The organism is Duganella sp. GW821-FHT01E12, assembly GCF_059422325.1.
The window spans coordinates 382,624-403,421 of the sequence record NZ_JBWKWR010000001.1 but is presented as its reverse complement, the minus strand read 5'-3'; the positions used below and the strand labels follow the sequence as shown (position 1 = coordinate 403,421).

Sequence of the window (20,798 nt, the reverse complement as noted above, 5' to 3'; positions counted from 1 at the left end):
ATGCGAATTATTATCAATAGCGTTCCGCTATATGAAAATACGCGGGGCGGAGGGGATTATTGGCCGGCCAGCCAGGCGCTGGCCAGCGCCAGCGTCTGTTCCAGCTCGGCGCGCACGGCCTGGTACAGCGCGTCGAGCTGGTCGTCGCGCTGCTCGTTGATGGCGGTTTCGGCGTCCAGCGTGGCCTGGATCAGGCGCTTGGCGCCCAGCACGCCGACCGCGCCGCGCAGGCTGTGGAACTGGCGGGCGGCGTCGCGCAGCCGCCCCTCCCGCAGCGCCTGGCCGGCCAGGTCGGCCGGCTCCATGCCGGCGTCGACCACGCCGCGCACCATCTTGACCATCACGGCGCGGCCCTTGGCGTCCTTGCCCATCACCCGCATCAGGCTGTCCATGTTGAAGGCGGGGAGGCGGTCGGGCGGGGGCGCCGGCGGCTGCGGCGCGGCGGCGGCCATGGCGGCCAGCATGGCGTCCTGCGCCGACACCCTGGGTGGCACGTGGCGCAGCAGCACCGCCAGCATCTCGTCCACCTCGATCGGCTTGGGAATGAAATCGGTGATGCCGGCCTCCTGGCTGCGCAGGCGTTCCGAGCCGAGCACGCCGGCCGTCATGGCGATGATGGGCAGGGTCAGGCCCAGCTGCTGGCGCAGCACGCGGGTGGCGGTGAAGCCGTCCATCACCGGCATCTGCATGTCCATCAGCACCAGGTGGTAGCGGCTGGCGCTGGTGCGCAGCAGGTCGACCGCCTGGCGGCCGTCGTCGACCACGTCCAGCGTGGCGCCGGCGTGTTCGAGGATGCCGCGCGCCACCATCTGGTTGAGCGCATTGTCCTCCACCAGCAGGAAGTGGTAGCCGGCCAGGCTGCCGGCGATGCCGGGATCGGCCACCGGCTGCGGCTGGCCGTCGCTCTTGGTCACCAGCGCCTGGTGCAGCGCGTCGAACAGGTTGGAGCTGGTGATGGGCTTGACCAGCACCACGTCGGCCTCGGGCGCGTTGGAGATTTCCTCCGCGTGGTCGCGGGCGAAGGCGTTGACCATCACCACGATGGGCTGCCTGGCGCCGGCCGCCGCCTCGCGGATGCCCTTGGCCGTGGCCAGCCCGTCCATGCCGGGCATGTGCCAGTCGGCCAGCACCACGTCGTACACCTGGTGCGCCTGCTGGCTCTGGCGGTAGCGCTGCAGCGCGGCCGCGCCGGAATCGACCTCGTCGGCCTGCCAGCCCCAGGCGCGGATCAGCTTGGCGATCACCTCGCGGCTGGTGCGGTTGTCGTCCGCCACCAGCAGGCGCAGCTGGCCCAGCGCCGGCTTGCGGCGCTCGTCCGGCAGCTCGGGCAGCACCTCGAACGGCAGGCTGAACCAGAAGCGGGTGCCCTTGCCCTGCCCGCTCTGGACGGCGATCTGCCCGCCCATCAGCTCGATCAGCCGCTTGGTGATGGCCAGCCCCAGGCCGGTGCCGCCGAAGCGCCGGGTGATGCTCTGGTCGCCCTGCGAGAAGGCCTGGAACAGCTGCGTCTGCTGGGCCTCGGTCATGCCCATGCCGGTGTCGCGCACCTCGAAGCGCAGCAGCGCGTGGCCGGCGTCGCGCGCGCTCAGTTCGATGCTCACCACCACCTCGCCCTGCTCGGTGAACTTGATGGCGTTGCCGGCCAGGTTGACCAGGATCTGCTGCAGGCGCATGGCGTCGCCGCGCAGGTGGCGCGGCACGGCCGGGTCGACGCTGATGGCCAGCTCCAGCTCCTTGTCGCCGGCGTTCATGGTCATCAGCGTGGCCAGCGAGTTCATGGTGTCGTCCAGCGTGAACTCCACCGGCGACAGCTCCATGTGGCGCGCCTCGATCTTGGAAAAGTCCAGCACGTCGTTGAGGATGCCCAGCAGCGACTGGCCCGACACCCGCACCATGCTCAGGTATTTGCGTTGCTGCGGCGTCAGCTTGGTGTTGCCGAGCAGGTAGACCATGCCCAGCACCGCGTTCATCGGCGTGCGGATCTCGTGGCTCATATTGGCCACGAACTCGCTCTTGGCGCGGTTGGCGGCCTCGGCGCGGTCGCGCTCGCGCTCCAGCTCGGCGGCGCGCGCCTCCACTTCCAGCTGCAGCCGGTGGCGTTCGGTGATGTCGGAGATCACCGCCAGCACCTTGGTGCCCTGGTCGGTGCGCACCGCGCTCAGGTTGATTTCGATCGGGAACTCGCTGCCGTCGCGGCGCAGGCCGAACAGCACCGTGCCGCGCCCCATGCGCACCGGCTCGGCGCTGAGGCGGTCGGCAAAGAAGCGCACGCGGTGGGCCGCGTGCGGGCCGCGCTGGCGCTCCGGCACCAGGATTTCCAGCGGCTGGCCCAGCACGGCGTCGCGCTGGTAGCCGAAGCAGCGTTCGCTTTCGCGGTTGAAGGTTTCGATGCGGCCGTCGACGCCCACCACCACGATGGCGTTGGGCGCGAATTCCAGCAGGCTTTGCAGGCGGGCGTCGGCCGCCAGCCGCTCGTGCATCAGGGCGTTGAAGGCGGAGGTCAGCTGGCCCACCTCGTCCTGTGCGTGGGCCGGCAGCGGCGTGTAGCGGCCGGGCTGGTCGCGCAGCGCGACGATGGCGTCGCGCAGCCGGATCAGCGGCGCCAGCAGACGCGAGGTCAGCCAGCCGATCAGCGCGGCCGCCAGCAGCGAGGCCAGGCCGCCCCACAGCATCAGCCGGTACAGCACGCCGTTGAAGGGCTCGAACGCTTCCTCGGCCGGCAGCGAGGCGGCCAGCACCCAGTTCACCGTCTTGAGCGCCTTGTAGCTGTTGAGGGTGCGCCGGCCGGCGCTGTTGACGCTGTCGACCGTGCCCTCGTAGTCCTGTTCCAGCGCGCGCGCGGTGGCGGCGTTGGCGTTGGACGGGCGCGGTTGCAGCAGGCGCTTCAGGTCGGGATGCAGCACGTACACCGGCGTCGGCCCGCGGGTCAGCGCGAAGTAGTAGCCGGTGCGGCCGACCTTGGCGTTGCGCAGGTGGCCCAGCAGGTTGTCCTTGTACAGCCGCAACACGCCCACCAGCAGGCAAGCCACCTCGCCGTTGGCGTCCAGCACCGGCGCCACCATCTGCACGATGGGCTGGCCGTTGCCGCGGCCGATCAGCGGTTCGGTGATCATCGGCTGGCGGGTGCGCATCACCGTCTTGAAGTAGGCGCGGTCGGCGGCGTCGATGCCGACCCGGCCCGGCTGTTCCGGCAGGTCGGCGATGACGGTGCCTTGCGGACTGAGCACCAGCAAGTCGTCGAACAGCGCCAGCACCGCGCGATCCCGGTAGTAGGCCCGCAGTTGCCCGGCGGATTTGGCCAGCGCCGGCGGCTGGTTGCGCGCCGACATGGCGATGATGTCGAGCAGCATCGTCAGCTTGTCGTCCAGCTCTTCCGCCGTGCGGTTGATCAGCGCGGTCTGCTGCGTGAACAACACCTTGGTGAAGTCTTCCTGCATGCGGTGGGTCTGCAGCACCGTCACCAGCGCGATCATCAGGACCGAGGTGATGCTGGTGGCCAGCGCAACTTTAGCCTTGATGCCGGGTGACTTCATCGCGTCCTTGTGGGCGAGGTGGGGGGACAGGAGAAAATGTCTAATTGACAGCAAATTCTCCTATCAAAGCCCGCCCTTGGCAACAGGATTAACGCTGGGCGGCGGCGGCGATGATCACCTCGGCCACCCTGGCCGGCTGCGACAGCATCGGCACGTGGCTGGTTTTCAGCGTGACGGTGGTGGCGTTGAGCTTTTTGGCGAAGGCTTGTTGCAGCGCCGGCGCGATCATGCGGTCGTCGGCGGCCGCGATGTAGTAGTTGGGCTTGGTCTTCCAGGCGGCCACGGTGGTGGTGTCGGCGAAGGCCTTGGCGCTGATCGGGCCCTGGGTGGCGGCGATCAGGGCGGCGGTGGCCGGCGCCACGTCCGGCGCGAAGTTGCTGGCGACCGAGTCGGTTGGCAGCCACAGGTAGCCGGCGGCGTCGGCCCGCAGCGTGGCGATGCCGGGCGGCACGGCGTAATCCTTGCCCAGCGCGGCGGTGGCCTCGCCCTCGGACGGCGCGAACGCGGCCACGTAGACCAGCGCCTTCACCTTGTCGCTGGTGCCGGCCTGGGTGATGACGGTGCCGCCCCACGAGTGGCCCACCAGCACCACCTTGCCGGTCTGCGCGTCGATCACGCGCTGGGTGGCGGCGACGTCGTCGGCCAGCGAGCTGAGCGGATTTTGCACGGCCACCACCTTCAAGCCCTGGGCCTGCAGCAGCGGGATGACCTGGTTCCAGCTGGAACCATCGGCGAAGGCGCCGTGAACCAGCACGACGGTGGTGTCGGCGGCCGGGGCGGCGGCGTGGGCGCCCAGGGTGGAGGCCAGCAGTGCGGTAGCGATCAGAGTGCGTTTCATGGTGTTGTCCTTGTGGTTGAGTAGTTGGCTATCAAATAGTGTGCTACTTGATGTGTTGAACTATAGCTCGCAATTTAATCGTGCGCAATATAAAAATTAAAAATATTTTGTGATACTTCGCGAACCCAAACGGCGCCGCCGCGCCTCTTAGCTGCCGAGGGACTTCCTCTGCGACAATTTGGAGTGCATGATGTTTTATGTGAAAAACGTACCGAACTGGGAACGCGCGCTGCGCGTGGTGGCCGGCGTCATCGCGGCCGGGGCCGGCATCGCCGTGCTGGGCGGCGCATGGGGGCTGGCGCTGGCGGCCTCGGCGGCCGGGATCGTGGCGTCCGGGCTGTTCGGCTTCTGCCCGATGTGCGCGCTGGTCGGCCGCCGCCTGGACCGGGCGGCCGGGAAGCAAGGGAAATAATGACGCTGGCAATACAACACTTGCCGGTGCTGGACGCCGCCCACCGCGGCGATCCGGCCGCGCTGGCGCAGCTGCTGCGGCTGTGCCAGCCCGACATCCGCCGCTACGCCCAGCGCAACTGCCTGATCGGCGACGTCGACGACGCGGTGCAGGAAGCCCTGCTGGTGCTGTCGCGGCGGCTGTCGTCGGTGCGCGCGCTGGCGGCGTTTTCCGGCTGGCTGTTCCAGGTGGTCAGGCGCGCCTGCCACCGCCTGGGCCGCGCCGCGCTGGGCCACGATCCGTGGGACGACGAGCGCGCCGAGCTGTGGCTGGCCAGCCAGGACACGGCCGGCCTGCGGCTGGAGCTGGTCAACGCGCTGGAATCGCTGCCGGCCGACTACCTGCAGGTGGTGTTGCTGCGCGATTTTGCCGAAATGTCCATCGCCGAGATCGCCGCCGAGGTGGGCGACAGCGGCGCCGCCGTCAAGAGCCGGCTGCACCGGGCGCGCAAAATGGCGCGCGAATACCTGATCGGCTAACTGCGGCATCAGCCCCGATTGACGACAAATGGTCTACACTGAGGCCATGATACGAGAACTTCCTGAGCTGGTCCTGCCCGGCGCCACCCTCGACACCCTCAAGGCCAGTTGTGCGACGTGCAGCATGCACCAGCTGTGTTTGCCGATGGGGCTGGACAACAACGATATGGACCGCCTGGACCAGATCATCGGCCGCCGCCGCAAGGTGGCGCGCGGCGCCCCGCTGTTCCGCATCGGCGATGCGTTCCAGAGCCTGTACGCGATCCGGCTCGGCCATTTCAAGACCTACCAGGTCAACCGCGAGGGCGTGGAGCAGATCACCGGCTTCCAGATGGCCGGCGAGCTGCTGGGCATGGACGCCATCAGCGCCGACCAGCACCATTGCACCGGCGTGGCGCTGGAGGACAGCGAGGTGTGCGAGATTCCGTTCGGCAGCCTGCAGCAGCTGCTGGCCGACATGCCGACGCTGTTGCGCCATTTCCACCGCATGATGAGCCAGGAAATCACCCGCGAGCAAAGCGTGATGCTGTTGTTGGGGAATATGCAGGCGACCCAGCGGTTCGCCGCCTTCCTGGTCAACCTGTCGTCGCGCTACGAGGCGCGCGGCTATTCGCCGCATGTGTTCCAGCTGCGCATGTCGCGCGAGGAGATTGGCAACTACCTGGGGCTGACCATCGAAAGCATCAGCCGTCTGCTGTCCAAGTTCAAGAAGGAAGGTCTGCTGCGCGTGAGCAACCGCGAAATCGAGTTGCTCGAGCCGATACGGCTCAAGGCCATCACGGCAGGCACGCAGACCTGTAGTTGAATATTAATCGTCCGCCGGTTGCGGCAGGTCGGCGTGCAAGGTCACCGAGCGCTGCGCCGGCCAGCTCCAGGTGCCGGCCAGGCGCCAGTCGCGCCGTTCGCCCTCCACCAGCACCACCCAGCGGCTGCGCTCCAGCATCGGCAGGTTGATCTGGAAGGCGCCGAACTCGTCCGGCTGCACCACCAGTTGAATATCCTTTTCCGGCAAGGTCGCGTGCGACAGGTGCACGAACAGCCGTTCGGTCTTGCCCTGGTCGCTGGCGGTGCGGCGCAGCTGGCCCGTCAGTGCGCCCTGGGTGGCATCGTAGCTGACGTCCACCGACAAGCCCAGCGACGCGGCCAGGCGGTCGCGCCGCAAGTCCTGGTTGATGGCCTTGCCCTGCTTGTAGTAATCGCCCACCACCAGCGCGTCCTGGCGCGAGTAGGCCAGCCAGCCGGTGTAGCTGGCGGCCACCACCACCACGGCCGGGCCCAGCATCAGCAGCCACGGCCAGCGCTGCTTCCACCACGGCGCCGTCGGCGGCGTCATCATCGAAATAGTCATTAGCTTCCCCTTAGCGCGGCACGAAGAATACCGCGTGTTCTTCCACATGCAGCGACGGCTGGTCGACTGCGGTCAGTTCGATCTCGATCTTGTTCGAGCCCGGTTTGCCGGCGCCGTGCGCGCTGCGCAGGCGGATCGGATAGGCCTTGGTCTCTGTGCCTTCCACCCGCACCAGATCCGGCGTCACCTGTGTCAGCGTGGCTATGCCGCTGACGCGGATGCGGTAAGTATGCGCCTGTTCCGAGGTGTTCATGATCTGCAGGCGGTAGACGTTTTCTATCATGCCCTCCTCGACTTCGCGGCCCATGGCGCCGCGGTCGCGGATCACGTCCAGCTTGAGCGGCGTGCGCAGCCACAGCGCGGTGCTGACCGCGATCACGATCAGGCCCAGGATGGCGGCGTAGATCTTCACCCGCGGGCGCAGCGTGCGCTTGCGGATTTCGGTCGGCGTGTAATGCATCAGCAGCGCGCGTTCGGTGCTGTAACGGATCAGGCCGCGCGGCTCGTCGATCTTGTCCATCACGCCGTTGCAGGCGTCGACGCAGGCGGCGCAGCCTATGCATTCGTACTGCAAGCCCTTGCGGATATCGATGCCGGTCGGGCACACCTGCACGCACAGGCTGCAGTCGATGCACGAGCCGCCCTTGAGTTCTTCCCGCTTCGACAGCGGCGCGCGCGGTTCGCCGCGTTCGCTGTCGTAGGTGATGATCAGGGTGTCGCGGTCGAACATCGAGCTCTGGAAGCGGGCATAGGGGCACATGTATTTGCACACCTGCTCGCGCAGCCAGCCGGCGTTGCCGTAGGTGGCCAGACTGTAGAACAGCACCCAGAACCATTCCCACGGGCCGAAGCTCAAGGTCAGCACCTCGTTGCCCAGCAGCTTGATCGGCGTGAAGTAGCCCACGAAGGTGAAGCCGGTCCACAGCGCGACCGCGCCCCAGGCCAGGTGCTTGGCGGTTTTCTTGCCAAACTTGGCGGCCGACGGCGGTTGCCGGTCGAGCGCCATGCGCGCGCTGCGCTTGCCTTCGATCTGACGTTCTATCCACAGGAAGATCTCGGTGTACACCGTTTGCGGACAGGCGAAGCCGCACCACACCCGCCCCGCCACCGCGGTGGCCAGGAACAGCAGGTAGGCGCAGATGATCAGCAGCGCGGCCAGGTAGATGAAGTCCTGCGGCCACAAGACCAGGCCGAAGATGTAGAACTTGCGCGCCACCAGGTCGAACAGCAGGGCCTGGCGGCCGTTCCACTGCATCCACGGGCTGCAGTAGAAGGCCAGCTGCGTCAGCCAGACAAACAGCCAGCGCAGCCGGGCGTAGCGGCCCGTGGTTTCGCGCGGGTAGATTTCCTCACGCTTCGCATACATCTTGATGACTTGTGGTGCAGGATCGTTCATTTTGTTGCCGGGGCGGGTTCTGTCGCCGCCGCGACCGGTGAGGTTTCAACGCGGTTGGCGTCGTTCGACAAGCTCCATACATAGGCAGCCAGCACATGCACCTTGGCGTCGCCGAGGAAGTCCGCGAAGGCCGGCATGGTGGTGGTGCGGCCCTTGCGGATGGTTTCCATGATGGTCTCGGCGCTGCCGCCGAACAGCCAGATCTTGTCGGTCAGGTTGGGCGCGCCGATGGCCTGGTTGCCGGTGCCGCCGGCGCTGTGGCAAGCCATGCAGGCGCCGAACTTGTCCTTGCCGAACGCGGCCTTGATCGGGTCCGAGGTCGAACCGGACAGGCTCAGCACATAGTGCGCGACGTTTTCCACTTCCTTGTCCGAGCCCAGCGCGGCGCCCATCGGCGGCATCACGCCGGTGCGGCCGTGCAGGATGGTTTCCTTGATGGTCTCGGGGGCGCCGCCGAACAGCCAGTCCTTGTCGGTCAGGTTGGGGAAGCCCTTGTTGCCGCGCGCGTCAGAGCCGTGGCATTGCGCGCAGTAGGTCAGGAACAGGCGCTCGCCGATGGCGTGGGCCTTGGGATCGGCCGCCACCGCTTTCAGGTCCTGCTTCTGGTATTGCGCGAACAGCGGGCCGTAGTCGGCCTCGGCCTGCTTGAGCTCGGCCTGGTACTGGCCCGACGATTTCCAGCCCAGCTTGCCGGCATAGCTGCCCAGCCCCGGATACAGGAACAGATAGGCCAGGCCGAACACGATGGTGATGTAGAACAGCCACATCCACCAGCGCGGCATCGGCGTGTTCAGCTCGCTCAAGTCCTCGTCCCACACGTGGCCGGTGGTTTCGCCGGCCTTGCCCTTGATCTGGGATTGCGAGAACAGCAGGATGCCGCAGCCGGCGATGCCGAGCAGGGTCAGCACCACGATGTACAGGTCCCAGAAGCCGTTGGTGAAATCAGCCATGGCTACTCTCCTTGTCGTCGTCGTCGAACGGCAGCTGCGCCGCCGTGGCGAAATCGGCTTCCTTGTTGTGGATGAAGGCCCACCACAGGATGCCGGCAAAGGTGATGAAGGAAATCACCGTCATCACGCTGCTGGCGCGGTCAAACAGGTTATCGATAGCCATGCTAGTTCCTCGTCTTGATTAATGTGCCCAGGCCTTGCAGGTAGGCGATCAGGGCGTCTTCTTCGGTCTTGTCCTTGAGCTCGGCCGGCGCGGCGGCGATCTCGGCGTCGGTGTACGGATCGCCCAGGCGCTGGAGCGCCTTCATGTGCGGCACGATCGCCTCCGGCACCAGCGCGGTCTTCGCCAGCCACGGGTAGTTCGGCATATTCGATTCCGGCACCACGTCGCGCGGATTGTTCAGATGGGTGCGGTGCCATTCGTCGCTGTAGCGGCCGCCCACGCGCGCCAGGTCGGGCCCGGTGCGCTTGGAACCCCACTGGAACGGCCGGTCGTAGACGAACTCGCCGGCGACCGAGTAGTGGCCGTAGCGCTCGGTCTCGGCGCGGAACGGACGCACCATCTGCGAGTGGCAGTTGTAGCAGCCTTCGCGCACATAGATGTCGCGGCCGGCCAGGCGCAGCGGCGAGTACGGTTTCAGGCCGGCCACCGGCTCGGTGGTGGACTTCTGGAAGAACAGCGGCACGATCTCGACGGCGCCGCCGACGCTGACCACCAGCGTCACCAGCACGATCAGCAGCCAGGGGTTTCTCTCGATCCAGTCATGTGAAAATTTCATGCTTTGCTCCGATATCAGGCGTGGCCGGCGGTGAGCGCGGGAATGCGCGCTACGGCGGTCTCGCGGTTACGCAAGGTCATCCAGGTGTTGTAGCCCATCAGGCACATGCCGCTCAGGTACAGCAGGCCGCCGGTGAAGCGCACCACGTAGTACGGATAGGTCGCTTTGACGCCTTCGACGAAGGTGTAGGTCAGGGTGCCGTCCGGGTTGACCGCGCGCCACATCAGGCCCTGCATCACGCCGGCGATCCACATCGCGGCGATGTACAGCACGATGCCGATGGTGGCGACCCAGAAGTGCAGGTCGATCAGCTTGGTGCTATACATTTTTTGCTGGCCGGCCAGGCGCGGCAGCAGGTAGTAGATCGAGCCCATAGTGATGAAGCCCACCCAGCCCAGTGCGCCGCCGTGGACGTGGGCGATGCCCCAGTCGGTGTAGTGCGACAGCGCGTTGACGGTCTTGATCGACATCATCGGGCCCTCGAAGGTGGCCATGCCGTAGAACGACAGCGAGACGATCATGAACTTCAGGATAGGGTCGGTGCGCAGCTTGTGCCAGGCGCCCGACAGCGTCATGATGCCGTTGATCATGCCGCCCCAGCTTGGCGCCAGCAGGATCAGCGAGAACACCATGCCGATCGATTGCGTCCAGTCCGGCAGCGCGGTGTAGTGCAGGTGGTGCGGGCCGGCCCACATGTAGGTGAAGATCAGCGCCCAGAAGTGCACGATCGACAGGCGGTAGGAGTACACCGGACGCTCGGCCTGCTTCGGAATGAAGTAGTAGACCATGCCCAGGTAGCCGGCGGTCAGGATGAAGCCCACCGCGTTGTGGCCGTACCACCACTGGATCATGGCGTCCTGCACGCCCGAGTAGGCGGAGTAGGACTTGAACAGGGTTGCAGGCATGCTGGCGCCGTTGACCACGTGCAGTATCGTCACGGCCAGGATGTAGCCGGCGAAGAACCAGTTGGCGACGTAGATGTGCTTGACCTTACGCTTGATCAGCGTGCCGAAGAACACGATGGCGTAGGACACCCACACCACGGCGATCAGCAAGGTGATCGGCCATTCCAGCTCGGCGTATTCCTTGCCGCGGGTCAGGCCCAGCGGCAGGGTGACGACGGCGCTGAGGATGACCGCTTGCCAACCCCAGAAGGTGAAGGCGGCCAGTTTGTCCGAGAACAGCCGCACCTGGCAGGTGCGCTGCACGACGTAGTAGGAGGTGGCGAAAAGTCCGCAGATGCCGAACGCGAAGATGACGGCATTGGTGTGTAAGGGCCGCAGGCGGCCGTAGGTCAACCATGGAATGTCCAGGTTCAGCGCCGGCCATGCCAGCTGGGCGGCGATAATGACGCCTACCAGCATGCCGACGATACCCCAGACCACGGTGGCGATCGCGAATTGCTTCACAATCTTGTAGTTGTAGTTCTGTGCAAGGTCCACTTGAAGTTCTCCCAAGAACGCTTTGATGATGTGGATCAAAGGTTACTTATGTGGGACTTAAAAAACCTTGATGTGAATCAAAATTTTCAGGATCAAGTCATTCGACCGGCGGCTTGTCGTCGTCCTGCAGCACGCGCAGCGCCGGGCCGACCAGGTCGTCGAACTGGCCGCCGTCGGAGGCGCTGAAGAAGATCCACAGCGCGGCGAACACCAGGATCACGCTGAGCGGGATGAGCAGGTACAAGGCTTCCATCATGCACCCCTTCTGAGCCGCAGCGCGTTGGCCACCACCACGGCCGAGCTGAGCGCCATGCCCACCCCGGACAACCAGGGGTTGAGCCAGCCCATCGCCGCCGCCGGGATGGCCACCGCGTTGTAGACGCTGGCCCAGCCCAGGTTCTGGCGGATCACGCGCATGGTGTCGGCCGCCACGCGGGCGCAGCCGGCCACGGCGTCGAGGCGGCCGCACAGCAGCACCGCGTCCGCGTGGGCCTGGGCCAGCGCGGCGCCGGCGCCCATGGCGAAGGAGACGTCGGCCGCGCTGAGCACGGCGGCGTCGTTGATGCCGTCGCCCACCATCGCCACCACCGCGCCCTTTTCCTGCAGGCGCTTGACGAAGGCCAGCTTCTCGTCGGGCAGGTAGCCGCCGATGGTGGTGCGGATGCCGAGCTGGTCGCCGACCTGGCGCGCCAGCACGTCGTGGTCGCCGCTGAGCAGCACCACCGTCTTGCCGGCCTGGCGGAAGTAGTCGACCGTGGCCTGGGCCTCGGGCCGCAGGCCGTCGTGCAGCTGGAAGCAGGCCAGCCACTGGCCTTCCACGCCCAGGTAGACCGGCGTGACGCCGGCGCCAGGATCGTGCGGCGGCGCCGCGCCGCTCAGTTCGGCCACGAAGCCGGCGCTGCCCAGCCGGTACAGGCGGTTGTGCAGCACGCCTTCGATGCCGCGTCCGGGAATTTCCTTGGTCGCCACCGGCTGCCAGTCGGCGCGCGCGCCGCCCTGCGCCTCGGCCGCCGCGTTGACCAGGGCGCGCGCCAGCGGATGGGCGCTGCCGGCGTCCAGCGCGGCCGCCACCTGCAGGCAGAAGTCGGTTTGCATCAAGCCCAGCTGGCGCACCTGCTGCAGCACCGGACGGCCGTAGGTCAGCGTGCCGGTCTTGTCGAACACCACATGGGTGGCGCGGTGCAGCGTTTCCAGGGTCTGCGGGCCGGTCACCAGCACGCCCTGGCGCAGCAGGGAGTCGGTGGCGGCGGCCAGCGCGGTCGGCGTGGCCAGCGACAGCGCGCACGGGCACGACACCACCAGCACGGCGATGGCGATCGGCCAGGCGCGGCGGGCGCTGTCGCCGTCCAGCCAGAACCAGAAGGCGAAGGTGGCCAGCGCGAACAGCAGCAGCGCCAGCACGAACCAGCCGGCCACGTCGTCGGCCCACTGGGCGATGCGCGGCTTGTCGCGGCCGGCGCGGTCGATCAGCTGCACCAGGCGCGACATGGTGCTGTCCTGGGCGATGCGCGTCACGCGCGCCAGGATCACGGCGCCGGCGTTGATGGCGCCGCCCGGCAGCGCGTCGCCCACGTCCTTGGCCACCGGCGCGCTCTCGCCGCTCAGCAGCGACAGGTCGAGCACGGTGCGGCCGTCGACGATGACGCAGTCGGCCGCCACCGCCTCGCCCGGCTTGATCATGATGACGTCGTCCACCGCCAGCGCGGCGGCCTTGACCAGGCTGGCCGCGTGGCTGTCCGGGTAGTGCTCCAGCAGCGTGGCCGAGGCCGGCAGCGCGTGCTGCAGGCGCTCGAGCGCGGCGCCGGCCTTGCGGCGCGCGCGCAGTTCCAGGTGGCGGCTGCACAGCAGCAGGAAGATGAACATCGTCACCGAATCGAAATACACCTCGCCCTGGCCGCGCACGGTGGCCACCACGCTGGCGCCGAACGCGGCGGCGATGCCCAGCGCCACCGGCACGTCCATGCCCAGCGCGCGCGCCCGCAGGCTGGCCCAGGCGCCGCGCCAGAACGGCAGCGCCGAGTAGCAGATGGCCGGCACGGTCAGCACCAGGCTGGCCCAGCGCATCAGCGTGGCCATGCTGTCGTCCAGCGTGCCGGCGTCGGCCAGGTAGGCCGGCGCCACGTACATCATCACCTGCATCATGGACAGGCCGGCCACGAACAGCTGGCGGCCCAGCGTCCTGGCGGCCTTGCGCTGCTGTTCGCTGTGGCGCTGCACGTCGTAGGGATAGGCGGCGTAGCCGATCTTGTGCAGCGCGGCCAGGATGTCGCCGGGCTGGCAGGCGTCGCTGCGCCAGCGCACGTACAGGCGCTCGCTGGCGACATTGAGCTGGGCGCTTTCCACGCCCGGCAGCTTGGCCAGGCGCTGCTCGATCAGCCACACGCAGGCGGCGCAGCGGATGCCCTCGACGGTCAGCGTGGTTTCGCGGCTGTCCTCGTCGAGCGCGAAGCGCGGGTCGGCGTTGTCGTACAGGCGCAGCTCGGGCGGCAGCATCTGCGCGCCCTCGGCGCTGGCGGCGAAGGCCGAGCGCTCGCGGTAGTAGGATTCCTGGCCGAGGTCGACGATGGTCTGCGCCACCGCCGCGCAGCCGGGGCAGCACATGGGATGGTCGGCGCCGGCGATGCGCACCGTCCACGCGGGGTTGGCGGCGGCCGGCAGCGGCAGGCCGCAGTGGTAGCAGAGGCCGGCGCTGGCGGCCGGCGGCGCGGCGTTGCCCATGGCGGCGCTCATGGATGTGGTGTCAGGCATAGGGTGTCCATCCAGTCGGGCGCGATGCCGCCGGCCGCGCGGGCCAGGCCGAGCACGCCGAAGGCCAGCACCAGCAGGCCGCAGGCGATGCGCACGCGGCGCTGTTGCAGGGCGCGTTGCAGGCGGGCGCCGGCCAGGCCGAGGCCGGTCAGCATGGGCAGCGTGCCCAGGCCGAAGGCCAGCATGACGGCGGCGCCGTCGCCGGCCGAACCGCTCAGCATGGCGGTCAGCAGCACGCTGTAGACCATGCCGCACGGCAGCCAGCCCCACAGCGCGCCCAGCGCGAAGGCCTGGTGCGGGCGGGTGGCCGGCATCAGCGATTTCATCATCGGCGCGATCGCCGGCTGGGCGCGCTGCCACAGCACGCGGCCGCCCCGCTCCAGCACGGCCAGGCCGCGCCAGGCGTCCATCAGGTACAGGCCCAGCGCCACCAGCATCAGGTTGGCCAGCCAGTAAAAGCCCAGCTGCAGCCCGGCCAGCGAGGCGATGCTGTGGGCGCCGCCGGCCAGGCCGCCGGCCAGCGCGCCGGCCGTCATGTAGCTGGCGATGCGGCCGGCGTTGTAGGACAGCACCCGCGTCAGCGCGCTGGTCTGGTGGACCGCGACGATGGGGATCACCGTGCGCGGCGGCGGCGCCGTGCCGACCGACAGCGCGCCGACGATGCCGCCGCACATGCCGACGCAGTGGACGCTGCCCGCGAGGCCCACCACCATCACCGGCAAGAGCTGGAGTGCGTTCATGGCGGGGTCAGATCGTCTTCGAGTAGCGCAGCGGTTGCGGGCCTTCGCTGCGCGGCAGGCTCAGGTAGCGGTCGAACACCATGCAGATGTTGCGGATCAGCAGGCGGCCCTTGGGCGTCACCGTGATCCACTGCTCGTCGAGCTGCACCAGGCCGTCGTCCTCGAAGGCGCGCAGCTTGTCCAGCTCGGCCGCGAAGTATTGCTGGAAGCGGATAGGGTAGGCTTGCTCGATCGACGAGATCGACAACTCGAAATTGCACATCAGCTTTTGGATGACGATGCGGCGCAGCAGGTCGTCGGTGTCGAGCTTGATGCCGCGCGTGACCGGCAGCTTGCCGTCGTCGAGCTTTTCGTAGTAGGCCTCCAGCGTCTTCTCGTTCTGGCTGTAGGTGGCGCCCACCGCGCTGATGGCCGACACGCCGCACGAGATCAGCTCGGCCTCGGCGCGCGTGGAGTAGCCCTGGAAGTTGCGCTGCAGCCGGCCCTGGCGCTGGGCCACGGCCAGCTCGTCGTCCGGCTTGGCGAAGTGGTCCATGCCGATGTAGACGTAGCCGGCCGCGCACAGGCGGCCGATGCACAGCGCCAGCAGGTCCAGCTTGACGGCCGGCGTCGGCAGGTCGGCCTCGGCGATGCGGCGCTGCGGCTTGAACAGGTGCGGCAGGTGGGCGTAGTTGTACAGCGCGATGCGGTCGGGGTTGGCGGCGATCACCTTGTCGAGCGTCTGTTCCATGCTGGCCATGCTCTGCTTGGGCAGGCCGTAGATCAGGTCGATGCTGATGGAGCGGAAGCCGGCCGCGCGCGCCGCGTCCATCACGGCGCGCGTCTCCGCCTCCGGCTGGATGCGGTTGACGGCCTTCTGCACCTCGGGGTCGAAGTCCTGCACGCCCAGGCTGATGCGGTTGAAGCCCTGCGCCCGCAGCGAATGCACGCGCTCCACGCTGACGGTGCGCGGATCGATCTCGATCGAGTACTCGCCCTGGGCGTCCGGCGCGAACTGGAAGTTCTCGTGCAGGTGGGTCATCAGGTCGCCCATCTGGCGGTCGCTCAGGTAGGTCGGCGTGCCGCCGCCGAAGTGCAGCTGCTCGATCTGGCCCATGCCGGCGAACAGGCGGCCCTGCATGTCGATCTCCTGCTTGAGGTAGCCGAGATAGGTGGCGGCCTTGCTGTGGTCCTTGGTGACGATCTTGTTGCAGCCGCAGTAGTAGCAGATGGTGTCGCAGAACGGGATGTGGATGTACAGCGACAAGGGCCGCTGGCTGCGGCGCATGCGCAGGCCGGCTACGGCCTCCAGGAACTGGCCGTAGCCGAATTCCGGCTGGAAGCGGTCGGCGGTCGGGTAGGAGGTGTAGCGCGGGCCCGACTGGCTCAGCTTGCCGATGATGGCGGCGTCGAATTCGACGGCGGGAAAGGCGCCGCCGGTGTGGCTTACGGTGGTGTTCATGTTCATGCCGCGAGGCGTTTCATCGGTTGAGGTTGTTTGGTGGCGCGCAGCGGACGCACCTTGCGCGCGCTGTCGAATTTGAACAGGCTGACCGCCTGGGTCAGGCCGCCCGCCTCCAGCGCCAGGCTGGCGGTGGCGGCCGCAGCCTCCTCGACCAGCGCGGCGTTCTGCTGCGTGACCTGGTCCATGTGGGCGATGGCGGCGTTGACCTGGTCGACGCCGATGCTCTGCTCGTGCGAGGCGACCGAGATGTCGTGCATGATGGCCGTCACCTGCTGCACCGAGGCCACCACTTCCTTCATGGTGGCGCCGGCGCGGTCGACCTGCACCATGCCGTCGCTGACCTTGCCGACCGAGACGTTGATCAGGTGCTTGATGTCCTTGGCGGCGGTGGCGCTGCGCTGGGCCAGGTTGCGCACCTCGCCGGCGACGACCGCGAAGCCGCGTCCCTGTTCGCCGGCGCGGGCCGCCTCGACGGCGGCGTTGAGCGCCAGGATGTTGGTCTGGAAGGCGATCCCTTCGATCAGGCCGATGATGTCGACGATCTTGCGCGAGGAGGCGTTGATCTCGTCCATCGTGGCGATCACGTCGGCGACGATCTCGCCGCCCTGCACCGCGACGTTGGAGGCGTTCTGCGCCAGCTGGTTGGCCTGGGCCGAGTTGTCGGCGTTCTGCTTGACGGTGGCCGAGAACTGCTCGACGCTGGAGGCGGTCTCCTCCAGGCTGGCGGCCTGCGCCTCGGTGCGGCCGGACAGGTCGGCGTTGCCGGCGGCGATCTGGCGGGTGGCCACGGCCATGGTCTCGACATTGGTGCGCACGTCGCGGATGGTGGCGATCAGGTTGCTGTTCATCTGCTGCAGCGCGCGCACCAGTTGGCCGACCTCGTCGGTGGCCTCGGTTTCGAACGAGCAGGACAGGTCGCCGGCGGCGATCGAGCGGGCGCCCTCCAGCGCGCGGCCCAGCGGCTGCAGCACCGACACGCGCAGCGTGTACCACAGGAAGACGTTGATCAGCAGGCCGACGAAGGTGGCGGCGAAGATGCCGTAGCTGTTGCCGCCGCCGCCCATCAGCGCGGCCGCGCAGACCACCACCTGCAGCACGTTGACCACGCTGGTGGCCAGCCAGATGCGCATGGCCAGCGACACATGGCTCAGGCGCGAGAACAGCGAGCCGGCGCCGGAGCGGATCACCTGACCGTTCTTGATGCGGATGCCGTGCTTGCCGCCTTCGCGGATGGCGCGGTAGGCCTGCTCGGCTTTTTCGATCTGGTGGCGCTCGGGCTTGACCCGCACCGACATATAGCCGGTGGTCTTGCCGTTGTCGCGGATCGGCGTGATGTTGGCGCGCACCCAGTAGAAGTCGCCGTTCTTGCAGCGGTTCTTGACGATGCCGGTCCACGGCATGCCGCCCTTGATCGAGCTCCACAGGTCGGCAAACGCTTCGGCCGGCATGTCCGGATGGCGCACGATGTTTTGCGGCGCGCCGAGCAACTCCGCCTCGCTGAAACCGCTGACTTGCGTGAAGTAAGGATTTACATAGACAATATTGCCATTTAAGTCAGTCTTTGAGACGATGGCCTGGTCATCCAGGACTTCCACTTCGCGGTTGCTGACGGGCTGGTTGTTGCGCATACGAGGCTCCGAAGGATATATTGCTTTATCGCAATTGATCCGTTCAGTTTACGGAGTCCGGCGTCCAATTTTATTGATGTGGATCAAAATTCCCCGGATTGGGGTTGCTAAGGAAATCATGAAACTTCACCGTCCCATAGGCATTTTCGACGCCGGCATCGGCAGCTATGCGATCGTCGAGCGCGTGCGCGCGGCCTTCCCGGCGCAGGACGTGGTGTATTTCGCCGACCGCGCCAGTTTTCCCTACGGCGCCAAGTCGCCGCAGCAGTTGCTGGAAGTGGTGCAACGTGCTACCGCTTTTTTGCAGGACCAGGGTTGCGTGGCGGTGGTGCTGGCGTCCAACGCGCCCAGCGTGGTGGTGCTGGAGCCGCTGCGGGCGGCGGCGGCCGTGCCGGTGATCGGCATCTTCCCGCCGGTGGCCGAGGCGGTGCGGCGCTCGGCCAGCGGCCGGGTGGCGGTGCTGGGCGTGCGCTCGATGGTGGGCAGCGCTGCCATGCAGGCCTACGCGGACGCCCACCGGGGCGCCGGCCAGGTGCTGCTGGTGAACGCGTCGCCGCTGGTGGAGCTTGTGGAAAACTTTGATTTTGTCCACAGGCCGCAGGCGACCCAGGCCACCGTCGACGATTTCATCGCCGAACTGCGCGCCGCCCACCCGCAGGTGGATGTGATGACGATGTCGTCCACCCACCTGCCGTGGCTCCAGCCCTTCTTCGAGGCGGCCGCGCCGGACGTGCAATTCCTCGACCCGGCCGACAGCGTGCTGGCCGAGCTGGCGCCGCACACCAGCGCCGGCGCCGGCCTGACGCGCTGCGTGGCCACCGCCAGCGCCGAACTGAGCCTGGAGGACTTCAACACCGCGCTGCGCGCGCTGGGCACGCCGCTGCAGGCCGAGCTGGTCGCCAGCGCCTAGCCGTCCACGCTGAGCGGGCGCAGCGTGCCCACCGCGTAGCCCTGGGCGTAGTCCAGGCCCAGCTCGCGCACCACGGCCAGCGTCGGCTCGTCCTCCACGTATTCGGCCACGGTGCTGATGCCCATCACGTGGCCGACCTCGTTGATCGCCTTGACCATGGCGCGGTTGATGGCGTTGTTGGCGATGTCGCGGATGAACACGCCGTCGATCTTCAGGTAGTCCACCGGCAGCGCCTTCAGGTAGGCGAACGAGGACAGGCCGCTGCCGAAGTCGTCCAGCGAGAAGCGGCAGCCCAGCGCCTTCAGCCCGGCCATGAAATCCTGCGCCTTGATCAGGTTGGCGATCACGGCGGTCTCGGTGATCTCGAAGCAGATCTGCTCGGGCGCCACGTCGTGCTCGACGAACTGCTCGATGATGTAGTCGCGCAGGCCCTCGTCGCTCAGCGAGGTGCCCGACAGGTTGACCGAGTACTGCGCCGGCGCCGGCTGGCGCTGCGCGAGATAGGCCTGCTGCGGCCCCAGGCTCTCGCGCACGCTTTGCACGTGGCGGCACACGGCGCGTATCACCCAGCGGTCGATGGCGGTCATCATGTCGTAGCGTTCGGCGGCGGGGATGAAGGCGCCCGGCAGGATCAGCTCGCCCTTGTCCGGCTGGATGCGGATCAGCACCTCGTCGTGCCCGCCGCCCTGCGCGCCCAGGCCGACGATGGGCTGGGCGTACAGCCGGAAGTACTGGTGCTCGAAGGCCTCGTTCAGGCGCGACACCCATTGCATCTCGCCCTGGCGGCGCGCCAGCCGCAGGTCCGAATCCTGGTACAGGTGCACGCGGTTGCGGCCCCGTTCCTTGGCCAGGTAGCAGGCCTGGTCGGCCGCGATCAGCAGCTCGGTCATCGACTTGCTCAGGTGGTTGATCTCGACCAGGCCGATGCTCACGCCCAGCTCGAAGGTGTGGTCGTCCCACACGAAGCGGAAGTTTTTGATCGATTGCCGCAGCTGGTCGGCGATCAGCTGCGCCTGGTCCGGCGGGCAGTGCGGCAGCAGCAGGCCCAGCTCGTCGCCGCCCAGGCGGGCCAGGATGTCGCTGTCGCGCATCTGCGTCTGCAGCATCTTGGACAGCAGTTGCAGCAGCAGGTCGCCGGCGCTGTGGCCGCAGGTGTCGTTGACGATCTTGAACTGGTCCAGGTCCATGTACAGCAGCGCGTGCACGTGGTTGTCCTGCTTGGCGCTGTGCAGCGCGGCGGCGATCTGCACCTCGAACTCGCGCCGGTTGATCAGGCCGGTGAGCGTGTCGTGGCTGGCGTTCCACGACAGCTGCTTGGTGAGCTTGCGTTCGTGGCTGACGTCGCGGAACACCACCACCGCGCCCAGCAGCTGGCCGCAGTCGGACCAGATCGGCGCGGCAGATTCCTCCACCGCCACGTGGCGGCCGTCGCGCGTGACCAGCTGGTTTTGCGACGAGGTGCCGATCGCCTGCTTGAGGCGCAGGCACTGCAGCGCCACGTGCTCGGGGATGGCCGCGCCGGCGTCGTCGATCAGCTTGAGCGTGGTGGCGATGTGCAGGCCGCGCGCGTGCTCCAGCGTCCAGCCGGTCAGCTGTTCGGCGATGTAGTTGAGGTAGTCGGTCTCGCCGCTGGCGTTGGTGGTGATGACGCCCTCGCCGATCGAGCGCAGCGTGACGGCGGCCAGCTCGCGCTGGCGCGCGACGGCCTGCTCGGTCTCCTTGCGCTCGGTGATGTCCCAGACGATGCCCAGCGTGCCGATCGGCCCGCCGTGGTCGTCGCAGAACACATGGGCCTTGGCGGCCAGCCAGTGGCGGCTGCGGTCGGGCCACTGCACGCGGTATTCGACCTCGTAGCCGGTGCACTTGTCGACCGCGTCCTGCATGGTGTCGAGCAGCTTGTCGCGGTCCTCCGGACAGACGATCTGCAAAAAGGTGGCGAACGGCTGCTGCCGGTCGCCCGGCGGCAGGCCCAGCAGGCTGGTGCCGGCGCCGACCCACTTGACCGTGCTGTCGAGCACCTTGCCGCCCCCCAGCTCGGAATCCCAGATCATCATGCGCGCGGCGTCCAGCGCCATGCGCAGATGGCGTTGTGTTTGCTCCATTGCGGACCTC

Annotated in this window: 18 protein-coding genes; 4 read left to right on the top strand and 14 right to left on the bottom strand. The window is 67.6% G+C overall.

Annotated features, from left to right (window positions below; translation table 11 throughout):
• Nucleotides 1-56: 56 nt before the first annotated feature.
• Nucleotides 57-3,533: a response regulator gene (locus AC07WS_RS01590; RefSeq protein ID WP_494727404.1), complete on the bottom strand. Its 3,477-nt coding sequence runs from the start codon at nucleotides 3,531-3,533 to the stop codon at nucleotides 57-59.
• Between the two features lie 88 nt (nucleotides 3,534-3,621).
• Nucleotides 3,622-4,371 (bottom strand): alpha/beta fold hydrolase, encoded by a 750-nt coding sequence (locus AC07WS_RS01585; RefSeq protein ID WP_494727403.1) that lies wholly within the window; start codon nucleotides 4,369-4,371, stop codon nucleotides 3,622-3,624.
• Between the two features lie 190 nt (nucleotides 4,372-4,561).
• Here AC07WS_RS01585 and AC07WS_RS01580 point away from each other — a divergent pair, with 190 nt between their 5' ends.
• Genes AC07WS_RS01580 through fnr form a run of 3 tightly spaced genes read left to right on the top strand, consistent with a single transcriptional unit; the run spans nucleotide 4,562 to nucleotide 6,106 of the window.
• Nucleotides 4,562-4,783, top strand: coding sequence for a YgaP family membrane protein (locus AC07WS_RS01580; RefSeq protein WP_494727402.1), 222 nt, complete (start codon nucleotides 4,562-4,564; stop codon nucleotides 4,781-4,783).
• Nucleotides 4,783-5,301 carry an RNA polymerase sigma factor gene (locus tag AC07WS_RS01575; RefSeq protein ID WP_494727401.1) on the top strand — a complete coding sequence of 173 codons (519 nt, stop codon included), beginning with the start codon at nucleotides 4,783-4,785 and terminating at the stop codon, nucleotides 5,299-5,301. The genes AC07WS_RS01580 and AC07WS_RS01575 overlap by 1 nt, the downstream gene beginning before the upstream one ends.
• Before the next feature lie 46 nt (nucleotides 5,302-5,347).
• Nucleotides 5,348-6,106: a fumarate/nitrate reduction transcriptional regulator Fnr gene (fnr, locus tag AC07WS_RS01570; protein ID WP_494727400.1), complete on the top strand. Its 759-nt coding sequence runs from the start codon at nucleotides 5,348-5,350 to the stop codon at nucleotides 6,104-6,106.
• A 3-nt stretch (nucleotides 6,107-6,109) separates the two neighbouring features.
• Here fnr and AC07WS_RS01565 read toward each other — a convergent pair whose 3' ends face one another.
• The 11 genes from AC07WS_RS01565 to AC07WS_RS01515 form a co-directional block, all read right to left on the bottom strand.
• Entirely contained in the window at nucleotides 6,110-6,649 is a 540-nt protein-coding gene (locus AC07WS_RS01565) for a FixH family protein (RefSeq protein WP_494727399.1), read from the bottom strand.
• A 10-nt stretch (nucleotides 6,650-6,659) separates the two neighbouring features.
• Complete coding sequence (gene ccoG, locus AC07WS_RS01560) at nucleotides 6,660-8,045, bottom strand: cytochrome c oxidase accessory protein CcoG (protein WP_494727398.1); 1,386 nt, start codon at nucleotides 8,043-8,045, stop codon at nucleotides 6,660-6,662.
• Complete coding sequence (ccoP, locus tag AC07WS_RS01555) at nucleotides 8,042-8,995, bottom strand: cytochrome-c oxidase, cbb3-type subunit III (protein ID WP_494727397.1); 954 nt, start codon at nucleotides 8,993-8,995, stop codon at nucleotides 8,042-8,044. Before ccoP ends, ccoG begins: the two co-directional genes overlap by 4 nt.
• Nucleotides 8,988-9,158: a cbb3-type cytochrome oxidase subunit 3 gene (locus AC07WS_RS01550; RefSeq protein ID WP_494727396.1), complete on the bottom strand. Its 171-nt coding sequence runs from the start codon at nucleotides 9,156-9,158 to the stop codon at nucleotides 8,988-8,990. The genes ccoP and AC07WS_RS01550 overlap by 8 nt, the downstream gene beginning before the upstream one ends.
• A gap of 1 nt (nucleotide 9,159) precedes the next feature.
• Nucleotides 9,160-9,774 carry a cytochrome-c oxidase, cbb3-type subunit II gene (gene ccoO / locus AC07WS_RS01545; protein ID WP_444846960.1) on the bottom strand — a complete coding sequence of 205 codons (615 nt, stop codon included), beginning with the start codon at nucleotides 9,772-9,774 and terminating at the stop codon, nucleotides 9,160-9,162.
• A 14-nt stretch (nucleotides 9,775-9,788) separates the two neighbouring features.
• Nucleotides 9,789-11,216: a cytochrome-c oxidase, cbb3-type subunit I gene (ccoN, locus tag AC07WS_RS01540; RefSeq protein ID WP_494727395.1), complete on the bottom strand. Its 1,428-nt coding sequence runs from the start codon at nucleotides 11,214-11,216 to the stop codon at nucleotides 9,789-9,791.
• A gap of 97 nt (nucleotides 11,217-11,313) precedes the next feature.
• Nucleotides 11,314-11,469 (bottom strand): cbb3-type cytochrome oxidase assembly protein CcoS, encoded by a 156-nt coding sequence (gene ccoS / locus AC07WS_RS01535; protein ID WP_494728031.1) that lies wholly within the window; start codon nucleotides 11,467-11,469, stop codon nucleotides 11,314-11,316.
• Entirely contained in the window at nucleotides 11,469-13,964 is a 2,496-nt protein-coding gene (locus tag AC07WS_RS01530; RefSeq protein ID WP_494727394.1) for a heavy metal translocating P-type ATPase, read from the bottom strand. Before AC07WS_RS01530 ends, ccoS begins: the two co-directional genes overlap by 1 nt.
• Entirely contained in the window at nucleotides 13,943-14,704 is a 762-nt protein-coding gene (locus AC07WS_RS01525; RefSeq protein WP_494727393.1) for a sulfite exporter TauE/SafE family protein, read from the bottom strand. Before AC07WS_RS01525 ends, AC07WS_RS01530 begins: the two co-directional genes overlap by 22 nt.
• Nucleotides 14,705-14,711: 7 nt before the next feature.
• Nucleotides 14,712-16,145 carry an oxygen-independent coproporphyrinogen III oxidase gene (gene hemN, locus AC07WS_RS01520; RefSeq protein ID WP_494727392.1) on the bottom strand — a complete coding sequence of 478 codons (1,434 nt, stop codon included), beginning with the start codon at nucleotides 16,143-16,145 and terminating at the stop codon, nucleotides 14,712-14,714.
• A 2-nt stretch (nucleotides 16,146-16,147) separates the two neighbouring features.
• Nucleotides 16,148-17,776 carry a methyl-accepting chemotaxis protein gene (locus AC07WS_RS01515; RefSeq protein WP_494727391.1) on the bottom strand — a complete coding sequence of 543 codons (1,629 nt, stop codon included), beginning with the start codon at nucleotides 17,774-17,776 and terminating at the stop codon, nucleotides 16,148-16,150.
• A gap of 118 nt (nucleotides 17,777-17,894) precedes the next feature.
• Here AC07WS_RS01515 and AC07WS_RS01510 point away from each other — a divergent pair, with 118 nt between their 5' ends.
• Nucleotides 17,895-18,686, top strand: a complete 792-nt coding sequence (locus AC07WS_RS01510) for a glutamate racemase (RefSeq protein WP_494727390.1) — start codon at nucleotides 17,895-17,897, stop codon at nucleotides 18,684-18,686.
• Here AC07WS_RS01510 and AC07WS_RS01505 read toward each other — a convergent pair.
• Nucleotides 18,683-20,788: an EAL domain-containing protein gene (locus AC07WS_RS01505; protein ID WP_494727389.1), complete on the bottom strand. Its 2,106-nt coding sequence runs from the start codon at nucleotides 20,786-20,788 to the stop codon at nucleotides 18,683-18,685. The two genes, AC07WS_RS01510 and AC07WS_RS01505, sit on opposite strands and share 4 nt — an antisense overlap.
• Between the last annotated feature and the right edge of the window lie 10 nt (nucleotides 20,789-20,798).

Bases quoted from the DNA above. Each gene is read 5' to 3' on its own strand.
- AC07WS_RS01590 (WP_494727404.1), bottom strand. From the start codon at position 3,533: ATGAAGTCACCCGGCATCAAGGCTAAAGTTGCGCTGGCCACCAGCATC.
- AC07WS_RS01585 (WP_494727403.1), bottom strand. From the start codon at position 4,371: ATGAAACGCACTCTGATCGCTACCGCACTGCTGGCCTCCACCCTGGGC.
- AC07WS_RS01580 (WP_494727402.1), top strand. From the start codon at position 4,562: ATGTTTTATGTGAAAAACGTACCGAACTGGGAACGCGCGCTGCGCGTG.
- AC07WS_RS01575 (WP_494727401.1), top strand. From the start codon at position 4,783: ATGACGCTGGCAATACAACACTTGCCGGTGCTGGACGCCGCCCACCGC.
- fnr (WP_494727400.1), top strand. From the start codon at position 5,348: ATGATACGAGAACTTCCTGAGCTGGTCCTGCCCGGCGCCACCCTCGAC.
- AC07WS_RS01565 (WP_494727399.1), bottom strand. From the start codon at position 6,649: ATGACTATTTCGATGATGACGCCGCCGACGGCGCCGTGGTGGAAGCAG.
- ccoG (WP_494727398.1), bottom strand. From the start codon at position 8,045: ATGAACGATCCTGCACCACAAGTCATCAAGATGTATGCGAAGCGTGAG.
- ccoP (WP_494727397.1), bottom strand. From the start codon at position 8,995: ATGGCTGATTTCACCAACGGCTTCTGGGACCTGTACATCGTGGTGCTG.
- AC07WS_RS01550 (WP_494727396.1), bottom strand. From the start codon at position 9,158: ATGGCTATCGATAACCTGTTTGACCGCGCCAGCAGCGTGATGACGGTG.
- ccoO (WP_444846960.1), bottom strand. From the start codon at position 9,774: ATGAAATTTTCACATGACTGGATCGAGAGAAACCCCTGGCTGCTGATC.
- ccoS (WP_494728031.1), bottom strand. From the start codon at position 11,469: ATGGAAGCCTTGTACCTGCTCATCCCGCTCAGCGTGATCCTGGTGTTC.
- AC07WS_RS01530 (WP_494727394.1), bottom strand. From the start codon at position 13,964: ATGCCTGACACCACATCCATGAGCGCCGCCATGGGCAACGCCGCGCCG.
- AC07WS_RS01525 (WP_494727393.1), bottom strand. From the start codon at position 14,704: ATGAACGCACTCCAGCTCTTGCCGGTGATGGTGGTGGGCCTCGCGGGC.
- hemN (WP_494727392.1), bottom strand. From the start codon at position 16,145: ATGAACACCACCGTAAGCCACACCGGCGGCGCCTTTCCCGCCGTCGAA.
- AC07WS_RS01515 (WP_494727391.1), bottom strand. From the start codon at position 17,776: ATGCGCAACAACCAGCCCGTCAGCAACCGCGAAGTGGAAGTCCTGGAT.
- AC07WS_RS01510 (WP_494727390.1), top strand. From the start codon at position 17,895: ATGAAACTTCACCGTCCCATAGGCATTTTCGACGCCGGCATCGGCAGC.
- AC07WS_RS01505 (WP_494727389.1), bottom strand. From the start codon at position 20,788: ATGGAGCAAACACAACGCCATCTGCGCATGGCGCTGGACGCCGCGCGC.